Origin of the sequence: Methylophaga sp. UBA2689 (assembly GCA_002354555.1) — a bacterium.
Classification (GTDB): Bacteria; Pseudomonadota; Gammaproteobacteria; order Nitrosococcales; family Methylophagaceae; genus Methylophaga.
The window spans coordinates 1-16,276 of record DELT01000002.1; the positions used below are offsets into that span (position 1 = coordinate 1).

A 16,276-nucleotide genomic window follows, 5' to 3' on the forward strand; every position below is an offset into this window, starting at 1 on the left:
ATGGTAAGGGAGGCGGATAGCCCAACCCAACAGCAGGTCTGGTTAATGGATGTGCCACTACGGGACAAACAACAGTTACAGTGGATGCAGTTACAGTTTCAGCAGGGGGGCAAGCAGAACCAGCAAGATGAAGAACAATGGCAGGTCACACTGAATCTGGAAACGCAAAACCTTGGTAAACTTCGGGCATCGATAGGCTTGCAATCAAGTGTCGTCAGTGTGGCATTAACGGCAGAAGATCCCATTGCGGTAGCCTTGCTGGAGGAAAATATCGATTTATTACGTGAAAAATTAGCGGCACTTGATCTACAGGTGCAACAATTAAGTTGTCACTGTGCCCCGGTGAAATGGTTAACGCCGGTGACGCAGACAGCCAACTCAGATGCATTACTGGATATTTCGGTATGAAACAGCAAACGCAGCCACTACGAGCAATTGCACTGCATTATGATGGTGATAATGCACCGACAGTGACCGCCAGCGGTGAAGGCGATATTGCCGCTGAAATTATCCGCATTGCCAAACAGCATAATATTCCGCTCCGTGAAGATGCAGCGTTAGCGGACATGCTTAAAGATATGCAGCTAGGCGAAGCGATACCCGAAGCTTTATATCGGGTAATCGCTGAAGTGATTGCCTATGCCTATATTGTTTCAGGAAAGTTTCCCAAAGAAAAAGGTTAAATTCCTTTATCAATTCATCTATATCGAACCATTATCATTGAGCTTATAACGGCTAAATTTCTTCAATACTTTATAAATCGCATTATAAAAATCACATTAAGTGTTGATTTTAAAATATAAAACCGCTATTTTCATCTGCATGTATCTCTAAAACCGGTCAAAAGTAACCGCATACAGAACAGATGAATAAACTGCTAACAATTGAGTCACAGGTGTCAAAGACATCCGAGCAGAGCCTGACGGCGCCAATATCTGCTGCGGAGGTTAATGATTTACTGGCGGCACGAATTCTGGTTAGCGGGACACGCGTTTCTGATCTGGCTTTTCTGCAAACCATGTTGTCACTTAGTGGATTTACTAACATCACCAGTGCCAATGGTTCAGAAAAGCTGATGCAAGTACTGCGCAATAACATTAATGATGACCAATGTGATATTGATTTAATTATTCTGGATTGTCGTTTGGGTGAATGTAATGCTCGTGAACTGCGACTGAAACTGGATCAGTTTGATGAATGGCGGCGCATTCCGGTTATCGCCCTAACCGAAAAATCCCAGTGGAACCATAACCAGTTATTGACTGATTTGGGACATGGTGTGACTTCGCTTTTATATCGCCCGCTTACTGCTGAGTCATTGCCGCCAGCGGTTATGACAACTCTGGCTACCAAGCGTGAACGCGATCATTACTATCTCCGTCAACTACAGATTGAAGACGAAAATGCCCAATTAAGGGTGATGGAAGCCCGACTGCAATTTTCAGTAAATCATGATGATTTGACTGGACTGGCAAATCGGCGTCGCCTGGAACAGGCACTTGAAATCACCTTAACCCAGGTGAGAAATTTTCATACCAGTAGTGCGGTATTTTATATTGATCTGGATAGCTTTAAGGTTCTTAACGACGCTGAGGGTCATGAGGCAGGTGATAGCTTACTGGTACAGGTTGCAAATTCGTTGCGGGGATTTTTTAAAGTTCGTGACACACTGGTTCGAATCGGTTCTGATGAGTTTGCGGTATTAGTCGACACAATCGACCCAGAAACCGCCGTAACGCGGGCAGAAGGTTTACGAGACCTGTTTGATGGCTATAGTTTTACTTTTCATGATCACCAGTATCATTTATCAGCCAGTATCGGTGTTAAATGCATTTCCGAAGCAGATGCCTCGACGGTAGGAGAAATTCTTTCACATGCCAATCAGGCCTGTTATACCGCCAAAAAACGTGGTCGCAATCGGGTGCATGTATACAGCCCGGCAGATCGTGAGATGTATGCATTAAGACACAGTGTCGAATGGGCACCAAGAATTCGTGCGGCATTGAAACAAGAAAAATTTGTTCTGGAATTTCAGCCCATTTACTCGCTGAAAGAGAAAAAAATCAATCACTACGAGTGTTTGATTCGAATGCGTGGACAGGGCGACAAACTCTACTACCCACAGGATTTTATTCCCGTTGCTGAGGCAATGGGGTTAATTCACCAGATTGATTTGTGGGTGGTCAATCATGCATTTGAATTGCTAAGGCACATACCTAGTGACACAGCACTGGCGGTAAATTTATCGGGCAATATTTTCCTCGATCAGAATTTATATCCTCTGGTGGAACGCAAACTGCTGGAAACCGGTGCCGATCCTTCGCGTCTTGTATTTGAAATTACTGAGACGTCAGCCATATCCAATTTTGAACAAACCAAACAGATGGTGGATCGTCTGCGACATTTGGGATGCCGCTTCGCACTGGATGACTTTGGTGCCGGTTTCAATTCTTACAGCTATTTAAAACATTTCCCGGTAGATATATTGAAAATTGATGGTGGTTTTATCACCAATTTGCATAATGACCCGGTGGATCAATTATTGGTGAAATCGATGATTGATATTTCACACAGTCTCGGCAAAAAAACGGTAGCTGAATTTGTTGAGGACAGGGAGACGCTGAAGATGTTGCAGGAATTCGGTGTGGACTTTGTGCAGGGCTATTTAATTGGTAAGCCGCAACGGGCTCTGCCTAATAAATCTTAGCTTTAGTCTTACCCAATAAAAATATAAACAAGCCCTAATGCAAATCGGTTACGGACTGACGCTGTGCTCCATGCAAACGGGTAATCAACAAAGCTTCTTCTTCACTCAGATTGCAATTATCAATAAGCTGATTGATATCAACACCTTTTCTTGCCAGGCGAATGGCATGCTCATAACTTTGTTGTTGAGGTTGTCCCAAATCCATACTGTTTTGCTGCTCACGTATTTTCATCAGGGTTTGTTCAAAGCGAACAATACGCTCATCCGAGCCTACTGCAGCACTGCATAAAGCAGATAACTGTTGCTGTAGGGCACTGATTTGGCTCGCCTGGGAGCGGCTCAAGCGAAAGAAACGGTAGCTGGTGACCAGTAGAATAATCCCCAACAATCCAACCAAACTGTATAAGCCGTATACCATCATGATACATCTCCTGAGATATCACACATATTCATCAATAATGCCGGTTTTAGGTGGCCGTTTTGGCTGTTTATTTTCTTTTTCATTATCATCGGCATGATTATCATCCTGCTCGTTCTGTTTATGGCGGCGTTTTTCATCTGCAGGAATATCCACTCTTGTTGTAGGAACAAGTGGTTGAGCAGGATGAATTTCGTCAGCCATGTCACATCAGAAACTAGCGATATCAGCGATTTCGTCATCGTTCAGCAGTTTGTTAACGTCTACCAGAATCAATAACGTTTTATCGCGGTTACATACGCCTTGAATAAAACGCGAACTATCGTCACTGCTGACATTAGGTGCAGTGTCTATTTCTGATTGATGTAAATAAACGACTTCAGCGACGCTGTCGACTAACATGCCAATAACGTTACCACTGACTTCGGCAATAATAATGCGCGAATCTTCGTCAGCTTCGCGGGAAGGCAGACCAAACCGTTTGCGAGTATCAATGACGGTCACCACATTACCGCGCAGATTGATGATGCCCAGCACATAATCAGGTGCTCCAGGTACTGGAGCTATTTCAGTTGGGCGCAATACTTCCTGAACCTGCATCACATTGATGCCATAGACTTCCTGTTCCAAATGGTAGGTAACCCATTGCAGAATAGGATCATCTCCGGCCTGATTATCTTGCTCGCTCATGGTTTTTTCCTTATTCAAAAAATTGACCAAGTTTAATGCCAATTTTATGACGCTATTTTTATATATTCATCAAAGCACAGTCTGTGCCAATTTTACTTGTTATCGTAGTATTTTTAACAGTTCGGGTAACGAAATAATACTACTCAGTGGAGACATTAACATACCCGCCAGCCAGGGTCTCTGACCTGGTTCACGCCGCCAACGCACATTATCACCCTCAAGCTTGACCACATGACGTATCGCAGAGACGGCCAATCCCAATTGTTTATTATCTATTAATAATATGTATCGGTTGTTATCTGAATTACTTGATTGATTGGTGATCAATGTTGTTAGGTCAATTACTTGGGTATGTTGTTGAGGTCGACTAAGGGTGCCAACGACATAGCTTGGATGCCCGGGAATTTGCGATAACCCATCCTCTGGCCAGTTTTCAATGCCATCCAGTTCGTCAAGACTCAATGCAAGCTGCATTCCTGCCACCTCGAATAATAATGCCTGCAGATGTTTATCTGGCGAATTTTCGATGCCGGCAAAGATTTCGGGTTCGGCAACAGGTTTTGTCTGTTCTACCTCAGCAGCTACCTGTTCAAGAGTTTCTGGTTCACTGTCCAGCAATAACTCCTGCAGATAGGCTGCTAACGCTTGTTTTGGTTCTTTTATTTGTGTCGGCTTAGACATTCTTATCTGACTTTGCCACTGCTGAGGCTTTGGTGAGTTTCTTCATTAGACGTTCATACGCCATGCTACCCCGACTTTCAGGGTTGAGTGCAGGCAGGGGGATGCCTGATTTGCTGGCATCACGAAATTGCGTATCTATCGGAATCGCATCCTGCCAAAGATTATCTTCGTAGTCTTTTTGCATTTTTTGCAATGTCTGGGTGCCAGCCCGAGTACGACGATCATACATGGTCGGCACAATCAGATATGGAAGCTTGTGCTGACGGGAATGATTGATCAAGTGCAGAGTGTGCAACATGCGTTCAAGCCCTTTTAAGGCCAGAAATTCAGTCTGGACCGGTATTAACAGCTCATCACATGCAGCCAGTGCATTCACCATCAACACCCCCAGCATTGGAGGGCAGTCAATCAGTACATATTCAAAACGGTCTTTAAGTTGCTGTAGAGTTTTTTGTATCACTAAACCTTTGCCACTTTGAATGCCCAGTTGGCGATCCAACGTTGCCATCGCAGTGGCAGCCGGTAATATGTACATATTTTCCTGACTGGTTTTCTTCAGCGTTTTGAATATGGCATTCAGTGGTTGTTGTTCTGCGTGTTGGAATAAGGTGTAGATACTGTTTTCGATATTGTCCGGATCAAAACCAAAATAGGTGGTTAATGATCCGTGTGGATCCATATCCAGCAGCAACGTCGAATGGCCCTTCAACGCCAGGTGGCTGGCCAGACTCACCACCGTAGTGGTCTTGCCTACGCCACCTTTCTGATTGGCAATCGCCCAGACCGTCATGGAGATGCTTCACCATTACCGGCGGGCACCATCAACGGCGATGACAAGGTGTCAGTAATGGGACTACTTGAGTTTTCTGGCTCTGTTGCAGAGCGATTAAATTGATCAAACACTTCAAGTGTCCTCCGACTTTCCGAGCTGCCCAGAATAACAAGAACAACCCGACGGTTTTTTTGACGGCCCAATTCCGTTTCATTATCGGCTATCGGTTTGAACTCTCCATAACCAATAGCTGACATTCGTCCCGGCTCAATGCCAAAACGATCCAGTAAATTCACAACGCTGGCGGCCCTTGCTGCAGACAACTCCCAGTTTGACGGAAATCGTGGCGTATTGATCGGCTGATCATCAGTAAACCCCTCTACCTGCAGAGGGTTGGCAACGGGTGAAAGTACATCTGCAATCTGACCAATCACAGGCACAGCTTCACGTGCCAAACGCGCATCACCGCTGGCAAACAGAAAATTGGAATTGATTTCCACCTCCAGCCAGTCTTCAGTTTGTTTGATGCTGACATCTTCGTTGGTAATCAAATCGGCAAGTGCACTGCTGAGTTGTTGCGAAATGTCATTAATCGTTCGGATGCTCTGCTCGGAAACGGGTGGACGTTCCTTGGGGAGTTCCGGTAATTCAATTTCAAAGTCAGGTAGTTCTGGTTTACCCGGCGAAGCTACTCGTTCGCCTTGTCCTCGGCTGACTTCGCCAATTTGAATGGGGTCCTCACTGCGGGTTGGTTGTGAAAAAACGCTCTCCAGTGTCTCTGATAGCACCCGATATTTACCTTCGTTAACTGAAGAAATAGAATACATCACCACAAAAAACGCAAATAGCAGGGTGATGAAGTCAGCATATGAAACCAGCCAGCGTTCATGGTTTTCGTGTTCTTCATGACGCTTTCTACGGGCCATAGTATTAACCCAGATAAGCCTGCAGACGGCTTTCGATATTACGTGGATTGTCACCATCAGCCACACTGATCAAGCCATCAATTAACATCATTTGTAATTGGGTACGGCGTTGTACCAAAGTCTTGAGTTTATTCCCTATTGGTAAAAACAATAAGTTGGCCAGCCCGACACCATAAATGGTTGCAACAAATGCCACGGCAATGCCTGACCCAAGTGAGGAAGGATCTGCCAGATTTCCCATGACGTGAATTAACCCTAACACCGCACCAATGATACCGATGGTGGGTGAATAACCTCCCATGGCCTCATAGACTTTAGCGGCCTGCAGATCATTGTTCTCCATGATATCGAGATCGGTCTCCAGAATTTCACGAATGATTTCCGGCTCGGCACCATCCGCAATGAGTTGCAGCCCTTTTTGGGTAAAGATATCGGTTTCTTCCATGGCCATAGCCTCAAGGCGAAGTAACCCCTCACGTCGGGCGATTTGATTCCAGTCGAGAATCTTTTCCAGTAAACGTTTAGCCGATTGCTGGGGTGGCTTGAATATCCATACGGTCATTTTCAATGCACGCAAAAATGTATTCATCGGTGTCTGAAGCATTACGGCCCCCAGTGTGCCGCCTAATACAATTAATAATGCCACCGCATTAAGAATGGTATCAAGATGACCGCCTTCCAGATACTGACCGACAATAATGGCACCAAACCCAATCAATAACCCCAGGATGCTAAGGATATCCATCGCTTATTTAAGTGCCGTCAGTAGTTTGCCGATTTCAGCCAGGCTGAGAATTTTATCAGCCACACCTGCCTTGGCGACCGCCATAGGCATACCATAGATGGTACTGGACTGCTGATCCTGTGCCCATACGGTTGAGCCTTTCTGATGCATTTTTATCGCCCCCTCACAACCATCAGCTCCCATACCGGTAAGGATTATCGTCAAGGTCTGTGCTGGGCAAATCTGAGCAACTGATTCCAGTGTGACATCAATACAAGGGCGGTATGTCGCACTTTCGGCACCAGCTTCGACCTGCAGATAAAGCTGTCCACGACGGCCTTTAAGTATCAGTTGTTGCCCACCCGGAGCAAGATAAGCCACTCCTGGTTTTAAGGAATCATTCTGCTGAGCTTCTTTAATTTTGATCTGACACTGGGAATTCAGTCGTTCAGCAAAAGAGGGGGTAAACGTTGCAGGCATATGCTGCAATAGAATAATCGGAAACGGAAATTCTGCTGGCAACTGGGACAATACACTTTGTAAAGCAACAGGCCCACCGGTTGATGTGCCGATAACCACCAGTTCAATTTTTTTCTTTTCAAGTGGTGTTATGGTAACCGGTGATTCTGACGTTTTGATGGCAGTGGTATGTTTTTCCGGCTTTGAATGAGTTGCCAGAAAATTGATACGGTCACATAATTTTTGCCGGGCGCTGGCTTTGTCCTGTGCCAGATCTTCAAAACGTTTTGGCAGAAAGTCCATAGCACCGGCATCTAATGCCTCTAGTGTGGCTTTGGCACCGTCAGTGGTCCAGGTTGAAAGCATAAGCACCGGGGTAGGGCGACGGCGCATGATTTTTTTAACTGCCCCAATGCCATCCAGCAAAGGCATTTCCAAATCCATGGTAATAACATCGGGCCTGTAGCGAGATACCAGTTCGACTGCTTCCATACCATCAGCGGCACTGGCAATAACTTCAAGCCGTGGGTCGGCATTAATGATTTCAGTCAGTCGCCGGCGGAAAAATGCTGAATCATCAACAATCAGTACCTTAACAGTCACAAATATCCTTAATAATTTCGATGTGCGTAGGTATTCATTAACTCTGGGAAATCAAGAATCAGTGCAATACGTCCATCGCCAGTAATGGTCGCTCCTGCAAAGCCTTTGGTGCCATGCAGTAAGGCTCCCAGAGGCTTGATAACCACTTCTTCCTGTCCAATCAACTGGTCAACAACGAAACCGACCTTTCGTGTGCCGACATTGACGATAACGACATGTTCGGTTGTTGCCTTTCGCTCTGTGACATCGTTTTTATTCAGCCATTTACGCAAATAAAATAATGGCAGAGCTTTGTTTCTAACAATAACAGTTTGCTGACCATCAACGGTATTGGTTTTATTCAAATCCAGATTAAAAATTTCATTCACGCTGACCAGTGGAAAGGCAAATATCTGGTTTCCCAGCATCACCATTAATGTGGGCATGATCGCCAGTGTTAGCGGGACTTTTATAGAAAGTGTAGTGCCTTTGCCTATTTCCGACTGAATATCAATGACACCATTGAGTTTGGAAATACTGGTCTTGACCACATCCATACCGACACCGCGACCGGAGATATCAGAAATATCCTGTTTCATCGAAAAGCCTGGTGCAAATATCAATGCAAAACATTCTGATTCGGTCAGACGTGAAGCAGCTTCTTCATCCATCATGCCTTTTTCAACAGCTTTACGGCGTAATACTTCAGGATTCATTCCGGCGCCATCATCTGAAATAGTCAACAGAATATGATCACCTTCCTGAGCGGCAGCGAGGACGATTTGCCCTTGTTTTGGTTTGCCTGCAGCTTCACGTACATCAGGCATTTCTACACCATGATCGACAGCATTACGAACCAGATGCACCAAGGGATCGGCCAGGGCTTCTACCAGATTTTTATCTAAATCGGTTTCTTCGCCACGTAATTCTAGGTTGATGTCTTTTTTCAGGCTGCGAGCCAAATCCCGTACCACACGAGGGAAACGGCCGAATACCTTTTTGATCGGTTGCATCCGCGTTTTCATGACCGCGGTTTGCAGGTCACCAGTTACTACGGCCAGATTATTGACGGCTTTGGCCATTTCCTCATTTTCAAAGGCCGCTTCAAGCGTATTAATTCGATTTCGTACCAGAACCAGTTCGCCCACCATATTCATGATGTCATCCAGTCGTGAAGTATCAACGCGCACACTGGTTTCCGCTGGAGCTTTTGCTGCTTGCGGTGCGGCTGAAGCAGCAGATGCTGCTGGTTTTACCGCTGTTACTACATCCTCATCATCAGCAGTTTTGGCCTGAGGTTCAGGTTTTTCTGGACTGACAGGTTTAGCGACTTCGGCAGCAGGTTTTGCTACGAGTGGAGCTGTGGTTTTAGGAGCTGGTTTCTTTCCCTGTAATTCATCCAGAAGCGCTTCAAATTCTTCTTCGGAGATTTCATCGTCACCAGTTGATTTGGCTGATTCGGCTTTAGGAGGATCTGCAGGTGGACTAATGCCTGGAGCGGCGTTGCCATGCAACTGATCCAGTAGCGCCTCAAATTCGTCATCCGTTATGTCATCACTGGCCACATTGTTATCAGCAGCCGGAGGGCTCACTTCTGGTTCAGGAGCCGGTTCAGGCTCTGCTTCAGGTTCAGCAGCAGTGGGAGGGGCTTCACCAGATAAATAAGCCGCCAGTTGATCGATTATGACTGGATCCGCTGCCGTTGGATAGGAGCCGGCTTTGACCTCAGCAAACATACTGTTAAGAATATCCAGAACCTTAAGAAAGGTATCCATCATGTCTGCATCAACCAGGCGTTCCCCCTGACGCAACAGGTTAAATACATCCTCGCCTTTATGACACAGGTTTACCATAGCTTCGAGACTTAAAAATCCAGCGCCACCTTTAATAGTGTGAAAGCCCCGAAAAATGGAGTTAAGTAAATCTTTATCCTGTGGCTGTGTTTCCAGAGCAACCAATTGCTCATTCAACCCATCCAGTATTTCTTCTGCCTCAACCAGAAAATCCTGCAGAATTTCATCATCTGTATCTAAGGCCATGCTCCTGTCCTTCTAAAAACCAAGACTGGATAACAAATCATCCACATCGTCCTGGTTGTTGACCACATTCGGTTTATTTTTAGCATTTATCTGCGGTCCTTCTGCTTTTAATGGATCGACTTGTTTCGTCTCTCCACTTTGCTGAGATTGTCCTGCCACCTTAACCAGTTTTACCAGATTGTTTTCAACTTCTTCGACCAGTCCAATGACCTGGCGTAAAACTTGTCCGGTTAAGTCCTGAAAGCCCTGTGCCAGCGTCATTTCAGATAAGTTATTGTGGATCTCTCCAGCATGCGTATTCACCACAGGTAAGTAAGCTTCAATTTCCCGGCTCAAATCACGGAATTCTGTTGCTGACATCTCCCGATTTCGAAAGCGTTGCCAGCTTTCATTGAGCTTAGCGGCAGTTTGTTTCAATTCATTAGCCAAAGGCAGGGTTTTATCGATATAACCTAACGTTTTGTGTGCAGCTTCTTCAGTTGTTTGAATAACGTAGTTCAGGCGATCCCGGGTATCCGGCATATCGTTGTGCGTCAGATCTACCAGTCGGGCATCTACTTTGAAGTTATTTAATGCTTCGTGCAGCTCACGAGTCAATTTGCCAATTTGCTGAAATAATGCACTTTCGCGAGCATTGGTGAGAGCCATTAATTCAGTTTTAATACGATCTTCGTCATCCTGTTCAATCGCATTAATAAGGGCCTGGGCGGCTTCAAGTTGTTCTGCTTTATTCAGAGCTTCCATAAATTCCTTTCCAGCGGATTATTGGGCGTTGATACGTTCGAATATTTTTTCGATTTTTTCTTTTAATGTCGCGGCCGTAAACGGTTTAACAATATAACCATTGACGCCGGCCTGGGCGGCTTCAATGATTTGTTCCCGTTTTGTTTCGGCAGTAACCATTAACACGGGTAAAGTCGCTAACTTGGGATCGGCTCGCACAGTTTTGAGCAAGTCAATTCCTTGCATTCCGGGCATATTCCAATCGGTTACCAAGAAATCGATACCACCTGCATTCAATATGGGCAGGGCGGTTAAACCATCATCTGCTTCAATTGTGTTATTGAAGCCAAGATCACGTAATAGATTTTTGATAATCCGTCGCATCGTAGAAAAGTCATCCACAATGAGGATTTTCATATTTTTATCCAAGGTATACCTCCCAAAATTACTGCATCCAATCGCGAAGTTTACTACGCAATCTCACCACGGTTTGAGTGTGGATCTGACTGACACGTGACTCACTGACGCCGAGTACTTCACCAATTTCTTTTAAGTTTAATTCTTCATTATAGTACAGGCTCATTAACAGCCGCTCACGTTCCGGCAGACCGTCTATCGCTTCTGCCAGCGCGCGTTCAAAATTGTTATTCTCGGTGATTTCAGCGGGGCCGACATCATCACCACCGAATGAGTCACCATCGGTCAGTTGATTATCAGTCATATCATCCAGACTGAATATCTGGTGCCCTGATGCATCCTGTAATTGCTGGTGGTACTGATCTAGTGTCATTTCCAATGCATCCGCCACCTCTAAATCCATTGGTGAACGGCCAAGTTGTTGTTCAAGCTGATGCATGACTTCAGCGATTTCACGTGCTTTACGATGTACCGAGCGTGGTGCCCAATCATTGCGACGAATTTCATCAAGCATCGCACCACGGATTCGAATACCCGCATACGTTTCGAAGCTGGCACCCTGACTGGCTTTATACTGGTGGGAAGCATCCAGCAGACCAATCATGCCAGCCTGGATTAAATCATTCACTTCAACTGTGTGGGGTAAGCGGGCAACCAGATGATAAGCGATACGTTTAACCAGGCCACCATGCTGTTCAATCAGCTGATGCTGAGTGAGTTCTGATATTTGGCTGGAATACATGCTTACTCCAATCATCCTAACCTGCTTCCAGACTGGCCTGTATCAGACGTTCAACAAAGAATTCCATATTTCCCCTCGGTTGTTTGGCTACCGGCCAGTAATCAATTTTTTTTGCCAGATGTTGAAATGCCGTGGCAGATTTGCTGCGTGGTAAAAACTCGACCACTGAACGTTGCTTTTTCACAGCCCGACGAAGATCTTCATCAAAAGGCACTATTCCCATAAAGTTTAAGGTTACATCCAAAAAGCGATCGCAAACCAGTGAGATTTTATCGAATAATTCACGACCTTCCTGAATACTGCGTCCCATATTGGCAATAATATGGAATCGTTCAACCCCATGTTCGCGACTCAGTAATTTAATTAATGCATAGGCATCAGTAATTGAGGCAGGTTCATCACAGACAACAACGATGACTTCCTGCGCCGCTTTGGTAAAACTGACGACGCTGTCAGCAATACCTGCTGCGCTGTCGATAAGCAGGATATCAATATGATCATCGAGCTCACTGAAAGCTTGAATCATACCTGCATGTTCAGCCGGGCTGAGTTCAGCCATTTTCTTTACGCCGGAAGCCGCCGGAATAATCTGTAGTCCTGACGGCCCATCGACCATAATTTCTTTCAGGCTTTTATCTCCCTCCAGAACATGCAATAGATTGAATTGCGGGTGTAAGCCAAGCATCACATCGATATTGGCTAAACCCAGGTCAGCGTCGAGTAGAACGACTTTTTTCCCTTGAGTAGCAAGTGCCACACCAATATTTACTGTCACATTGGTTTTACCCACACCACCTTTACCACTGGCAATAGCAATTACTTTTACCGGCTTCGGAATGTGAGTCATTTTTCGCAGACCACTTGCCTGGTCCAGGGGTGCATCAGCCATAAGCGGCAAAACCTCCGTAACTGGATACTGTATGAGGATCCAGTGCTTGTTGTTCAGATTGCATCAACTCACTGGCCTGATTCACCAAACTGTTGGGTCGTGCCAGACCGAGATCTTCAGGTACTTGCTGACCATCGCAGATATAGGCCAAAGGCAGTTGATGACGAATTATTGCAGAGACCGCGCCTCCCAGACTGCTGCTCTCATCGGTTTTAGTCAGAATGCAGCCGCTTAATTTAAGGTGCGAAAACGCCTTAATGATATCATTCAGAGCAGAATTTTGGGTGGTTGCAGACAGCGTGAGGAAATGTCGGATGCGGGGAGAATGCTGAGTTAACAAAGCTATTTTTTGTGTTAATTGCATATCACGCGGATTCATACCTGCAGTATCGATCAGTATAAAGCGCCGATCAAGCATATCGTTCAGTGCTTCACCCAGTTCCTGATGGTTTCGCGCGACTCGTAAAGATACTCCCAATATACGGGCATAACTACGCAGTTGCTCCTGACCGCCGATTCGGTAGCAGTCCGTGGTAATCAGACCCACCTGGCGAGCACCGTGTTTCAATGCACAACGCGCTGCCAGTTTGGCGATAGTGGTGGTTTTTCCGACGCCAGTCGGTCCGACCAGCGCCATGATGCCGCCTTTTTCGATAATATCCTGATCTGATAATGGGATCTGCGCCGCCAGTTTGCCTAATGATTGACGCCAGGCAGTTTCCAGATCATCAATTCCCTGACTGGCTGTAACCAGTTGTTTAGCGAGTTCAACATCTGTTCCCATGCGCATATGCCGTTGCAGAACTTGCATCTGGGTTGGACTTTGTCTTGCCATATCCTTCCAGGTTAAATCAGATAGCTGGTTTTGTAGCATATCCCGCAGACTGGCAATTTCCTTGCGCATCTGAACCAGAGTGGGTTCCTGCGACCAGATATTCTGTTGCGGGGCAACATAAGCAGGTGCTTGCGGTTGAGCAGGATCGATTTCAATTTTGGGTTCTTCTGCGACAGCTGCGGGACGGGGGACATTATTCTGACGACGGAATTGCGTCTCATCGTAATCTGTAGCCGCTACAATCTCCACGCCACCATCAACGCGTGTATTAGAGAGGATAACGGCATCCGGACCAAGTACTTCACGTACTTCGCGGATAGCCTGACGTACATCTGCCGCCTGGAAACGTTTAATTTTCATCACATCACCTTCTTGTTATCGACCCACATTTGCCACAATGCGTATTTGTTTATCATCAGGTATCTCGTTGTAGGAAAGCACATGCAGTCCTGGAATCGCGTGACGGATAAAACGGGAAATCCAACCCCTTAAACCCGCCTGAACCACCAAAATCGCTGACTCACCCGACATTTCCTGTCGTTGAGCCGCTTCTTGCAGATTTTTATGCATATTTTCTGCGAGTCCCGGTTCCAGACTTGCGCCACCTTCTCCTGATGCCTGTAATGTTTTTAGCAATATCTGTTCCAGCTCTGGATCCAGCGTGATAATAGGCAGGTCAGGTTGGGTGCCATTTATGTGCTGCACGATAGAATGTGCCAGAGCCATTCGCGTTGCAGCAGTGATTGCCTCAGGATCGGGGTTGCGTGCCGCCTGTTCGGCAATGGCTTCGCTGATGGTACGAATGTCACGAATTGGAATGTTTTCCTGCAGCAGGTTTTGCAGCACTTTTTGTACGGTACCTAATGGAACAGTATCGGGTACCAGACCTTCCACCAGTTTAGGCGCTGTTTTGGCAAGATTGTCCAGCAGGTGCTGCACTTCTTCGCGACCCAGTAAATCATGAGCATGATTCTGCAGAATTTTACTTAGATGGGTAGCTACTACTGTGTCAACATCGACCACGGTATAACCCTGTGCCTGGGCGTGTTCCCGCTGGCTGGGTTCAATCCAGATGGCATCCAGACCAAAAGCTGGATCCTTGGTACGGATACCCTCTAATTGAGCGAATACCTGACCGGGGTTGATTGCCAGCATGCGATCCGGATAGACCTCTGACTCACCAAAGGTCACACCAAATAAGGTGACTTGATATGCGGTGGGCGATAAATCCAGATTGTCGCGGATATGCACCGGTGGAATTAAGAAGCCCATTTCCTGAGAAATCTTTTTGCGAATACCTTTGATGCGATTCATCAATTGGCCGCCCTGATTCTTGTCTACCAGTGGGATCAGGCGATAACCGACTTCCAGCCCAATCGGATCAACTGGACTTAAATCATCCCAACTCAGTTCACGCTGTTCTCGATTGGCTTCTTGTTGCGGTGCTGGAGCTGCAGCAAGTGTGGCGGCTTTTTGACGCTGTGCTATCAACCAGGCACTGCCAGCACCGGCACCGGCCAACAGTAAAAACGGGACATTTGGCATCCCGGGAATTAAACCCATGCCGCCGATAATGCCCGAGGTAATGGCGAGGGTTTTGGGTTCTTTCAACAACTGAGAGAAAATCTGCTCACCAATATCTTGATCAGCGGTAGAGCGGGTAACCAGCAAGCCTGCAGCGGCAGCAAGCAGTAATGAAGGTATCTGGGCGACCAGACCGTCACCAATTGTCAGCAGGGTATAGTTATGTGCTGCTTCAGAAAAGCTAAGACTATGTTGCAGAACACCAATAACAAAACCACCGATGATATTGATAAACAGGATCAGAATGCCGGCAATAGCATCACCGCGAACAAATTTACTGGCACCATCCATCGAACCGTAAAAATCTGATTCCTGCATGATTTCTTCACGACGACGACGGGCTTCATCCTGATCAATCAAGCCGGCGTTCAAATCAGCATCAATTGCCATTTGTTTACCGGGCATTGAATCAAGGGTAAACCGGGCGCTAACCTCAGCAATACGCGTCGCACCCTTGGTGACTACCACGAAGTTGATAATAACCAGAATGGCAAAAACGACCAGACCTACCGCATAGTTACCACCGATAACAAACTCACCAAATGCTTCGATAACCTGCCCGGCGGCGGCTGTACCGGTGTGTCCTTCAAGCAGAACAATACGGGTAGAAGCGACATTCAAAGCAAGTCTTAGCAGGGTTGCTAACAGCAGTATGGTTGGGAATGCAGCGAACTGTAAGGGTTTTCTCACATAAACACTGGCCAGGACGATGGTCAGTGATAAGGCGATATTAAAGCTGAATAACATATCCAGCATAAACGCAGGGAGGGGAATGACCACCATGGCCAGCAATGCCACCAGGAACATTGGTGTCGCGACATTACCGTTTAACACTCCACCTAAACGGCTTGTCAGGCTTGTATTCTCCATTGACTACTCATCTCGTTTAAATTCATCCGGAATTGGCAAGTCTTCCGTATTGAGATTTGGCTTGTTACCGCCCGTATTTTTATAACGTCTCAATTGGAAGACAAACGCCAATATCTGGGCTACTGCAATATATAGACCAGAAGGAATTTCCTGACCGATTTCCGTGCTGTAATAAACGGCTCGGGTCAGTGGAGGAGCAGAGATAATGGGCACTTCGT

19 protein-coding genes are annotated in these 16,276 nt (G+C 46.2%); 3 read left to right on the forward strand and 16 right to left on the reverse strand.

Translation table 11 applies throughout. The annotated features are described in order from the left end of the window. From B3M51_RS00045 to B3M51_RS00055, 3 genes are all read left to right on the forward strand, one after another. Positions 1-408, forward strand: a 408-nt coding sequence (locus B3M51_RS00045; protein ID WP_292756000.1) for a flagellar hook-length control protein FliK, incomplete at its 5' end; no start/stop codon positions are given. Continuing rightward, entirely contained in the window at positions 405-683 is a 279-nt protein-coding gene (locus B3M51_RS00050) for an EscU/YscU/HrcU family type III secretion system export apparatus switch protein (RefSeq protein ID WP_292400125.1), read from the forward strand. The genes B3M51_RS00045 and B3M51_RS00050, both read left to right, overlap by 4 nt. A 212-nt stretch (positions 684-895) precedes the next feature. After that, on the forward strand, positions 896-2,707 hold the full coding sequence (locus B3M51_RS00055) for a putative bifunctional diguanylate cyclase/phosphodiesterase (RefSeq protein WP_292756002.1): 1,812 nt from the start codon (positions 896-898) through the stop codon (positions 2,705-2,707). Between the two features lie 34 nt (positions 2,708-2,741). Here the strand turns inward: B3M51_RS00055 and B3M51_RS00060 are convergent, their stop codons facing one another. The 16 genes from B3M51_RS00060 to B3M51_RS00135 form a co-directional block, all read right to left on the reverse strand. After that, a complete protein-coding gene (locus tag B3M51_RS00060) occupies positions 2,742-3,128 on the reverse strand; it encodes a DUF2802 domain-containing protein (RefSeq protein ID WP_292479976.1) in 387 nt (128 codons plus the stop codon). A gap of 18 nt (positions 3,129-3,146) precedes the next feature. After that, positions 3,147-3,329 carry a hypothetical protein gene (locus B3M51_RS00065; protein ID WP_292479974.1) on the reverse strand — a complete coding sequence of 61 codons (183 nt, stop codon included), beginning with the start codon at positions 3,327-3,329 and terminating at the stop codon, positions 3,147-3,149. A 6-nt stretch (positions 3,330-3,335) separates the two neighbouring features. After that, positions 3,336-3,815, reverse strand: a complete 480-nt coding sequence (locus B3M51_RS00070) for a chemotaxis protein CheW (RefSeq protein ID WP_014708092.1) — start codon at positions 3,813-3,815, stop codon at positions 3,336-3,338. Positions 3,816-3,914: 99 nt separating this feature from the next. Continuing rightward, a complete protein-coding gene (locus B3M51_RS00075) occupies positions 3,915-4,496 on the reverse strand; it encodes a chemotaxis protein CheW (protein WP_292756005.1) in 582 nt (193 codons plus the stop codon). After that, positions 4,489-5,286 (reverse strand): ParA family protein, encoded by a 798-nt coding sequence (locus B3M51_RS00080; RefSeq protein WP_292479969.1) that lies wholly within the window; start codon positions 5,284-5,286, stop codon positions 4,489-4,491. Before B3M51_RS00080 ends, B3M51_RS00075 begins: the two co-directional genes overlap by 8 nt. After that, a complete protein-coding gene (gene motD, locus B3M51_RS00085; protein ID WP_292756007.1) occupies positions 5,283-6,194 on the reverse strand; it encodes a flagellar motor protein MotD in 912 nt (303 codons plus the stop codon). Before motD ends, B3M51_RS00080 begins: the two co-directional genes overlap by 4 nt. 4 nt (positions 6,195-6,198) lie before the next feature. Further along, positions 6,199-6,939 (reverse strand): flagellar motor protein, encoded by a 741-nt coding sequence (locus tag B3M51_RS00090; protein ID WP_292479965.1) that lies wholly within the window; start codon positions 6,937-6,939, stop codon positions 6,199-6,201. Positions 6,940-6,942: 3 nt separating this feature from the next. Beyond that, positions 6,943-7,980, reverse strand: coding sequence for a protein-glutamate methylesterase/protein-glutamine glutaminase (locus B3M51_RS00095; RefSeq protein ID WP_292479963.1), 1,038 nt, complete (start codon positions 7,978-7,980; stop codon positions 6,943-6,945). A gap of 8 nt (positions 7,981-7,988) precedes the next feature. Next, the gene (locus B3M51_RS00100; protein ID WP_292756010.1) at positions 7,989-9,998 is read right to left on the reverse strand and encodes a chemotaxis protein CheA; all 2,010 of its coding nucleotides are present in this window, start codon (positions 9,996-9,998) and stop codon (positions 7,989-7,991) included. Between the two features lie 12 nt (positions 9,999-10,010). Continuing rightward, positions 10,011-10,742, reverse strand: a complete 732-nt coding sequence (locus B3M51_RS00105; protein ID WP_292353657.1) for a protein phosphatase CheZ — start codon at positions 10,740-10,742, stop codon at positions 10,011-10,013. A gap of 18 nt (positions 10,743-10,760) precedes the next feature. Further along, on the reverse strand, positions 10,761-11,150 hold the full coding sequence (cheY, locus tag B3M51_RS00110; RefSeq protein WP_169697805.1) for a chemotaxis response regulator CheY: 390 nt from the start codon (positions 11,148-11,150) through the stop codon (positions 10,761-10,763). Between the two features lie 16 nt (positions 11,151-11,166). Continuing rightward, on the reverse strand, positions 11,167-11,895 hold the full coding sequence (locus tag B3M51_RS00115; RefSeq protein ID WP_414673417.1) for an RNA polymerase sigma factor FliA: 729 nt from the start codon (positions 11,893-11,895) through the stop codon (positions 11,167-11,169). Between the two features lies 1 nt (position 11,896). Further along, positions 11,897-12,769, reverse strand: a complete 873-nt coding sequence (locus B3M51_RS00120) for a MinD/ParA family protein (RefSeq protein ID WP_014708082.1) — start codon at positions 12,767-12,769, stop codon at positions 11,897-11,899. Continuing rightward, positions 12,762-13,964 (reverse strand): flagellar biosynthesis protein FlhF, encoded by a 1,203-nt coding sequence (gene flhF, locus B3M51_RS00125; protein ID WP_292479957.1) that lies wholly within the window; start codon positions 13,962-13,964, stop codon positions 12,762-12,764. The genes B3M51_RS00120 and flhF overlap by 8 nt, the downstream gene beginning before the upstream one ends. A 15-nt stretch (positions 13,965-13,979) precedes the next feature. Then, entirely contained in the window at positions 13,980-16,058 is a 2,079-nt protein-coding gene (gene flhA / locus B3M51_RS00130; RefSeq protein ID WP_292756014.1) for a flagellar biosynthesis protein FlhA, read from the reverse strand. 3 nt (positions 16,059-16,061) lie between these two features. After that, positions 16,062-16,276 (reverse strand): EscU/YscU/HrcU family type III secretion system export apparatus switch protein (locus tag B3M51_RS00135; protein WP_292756017.1); only part of this gene is annotated, 215 nt, incomplete at its 5' end.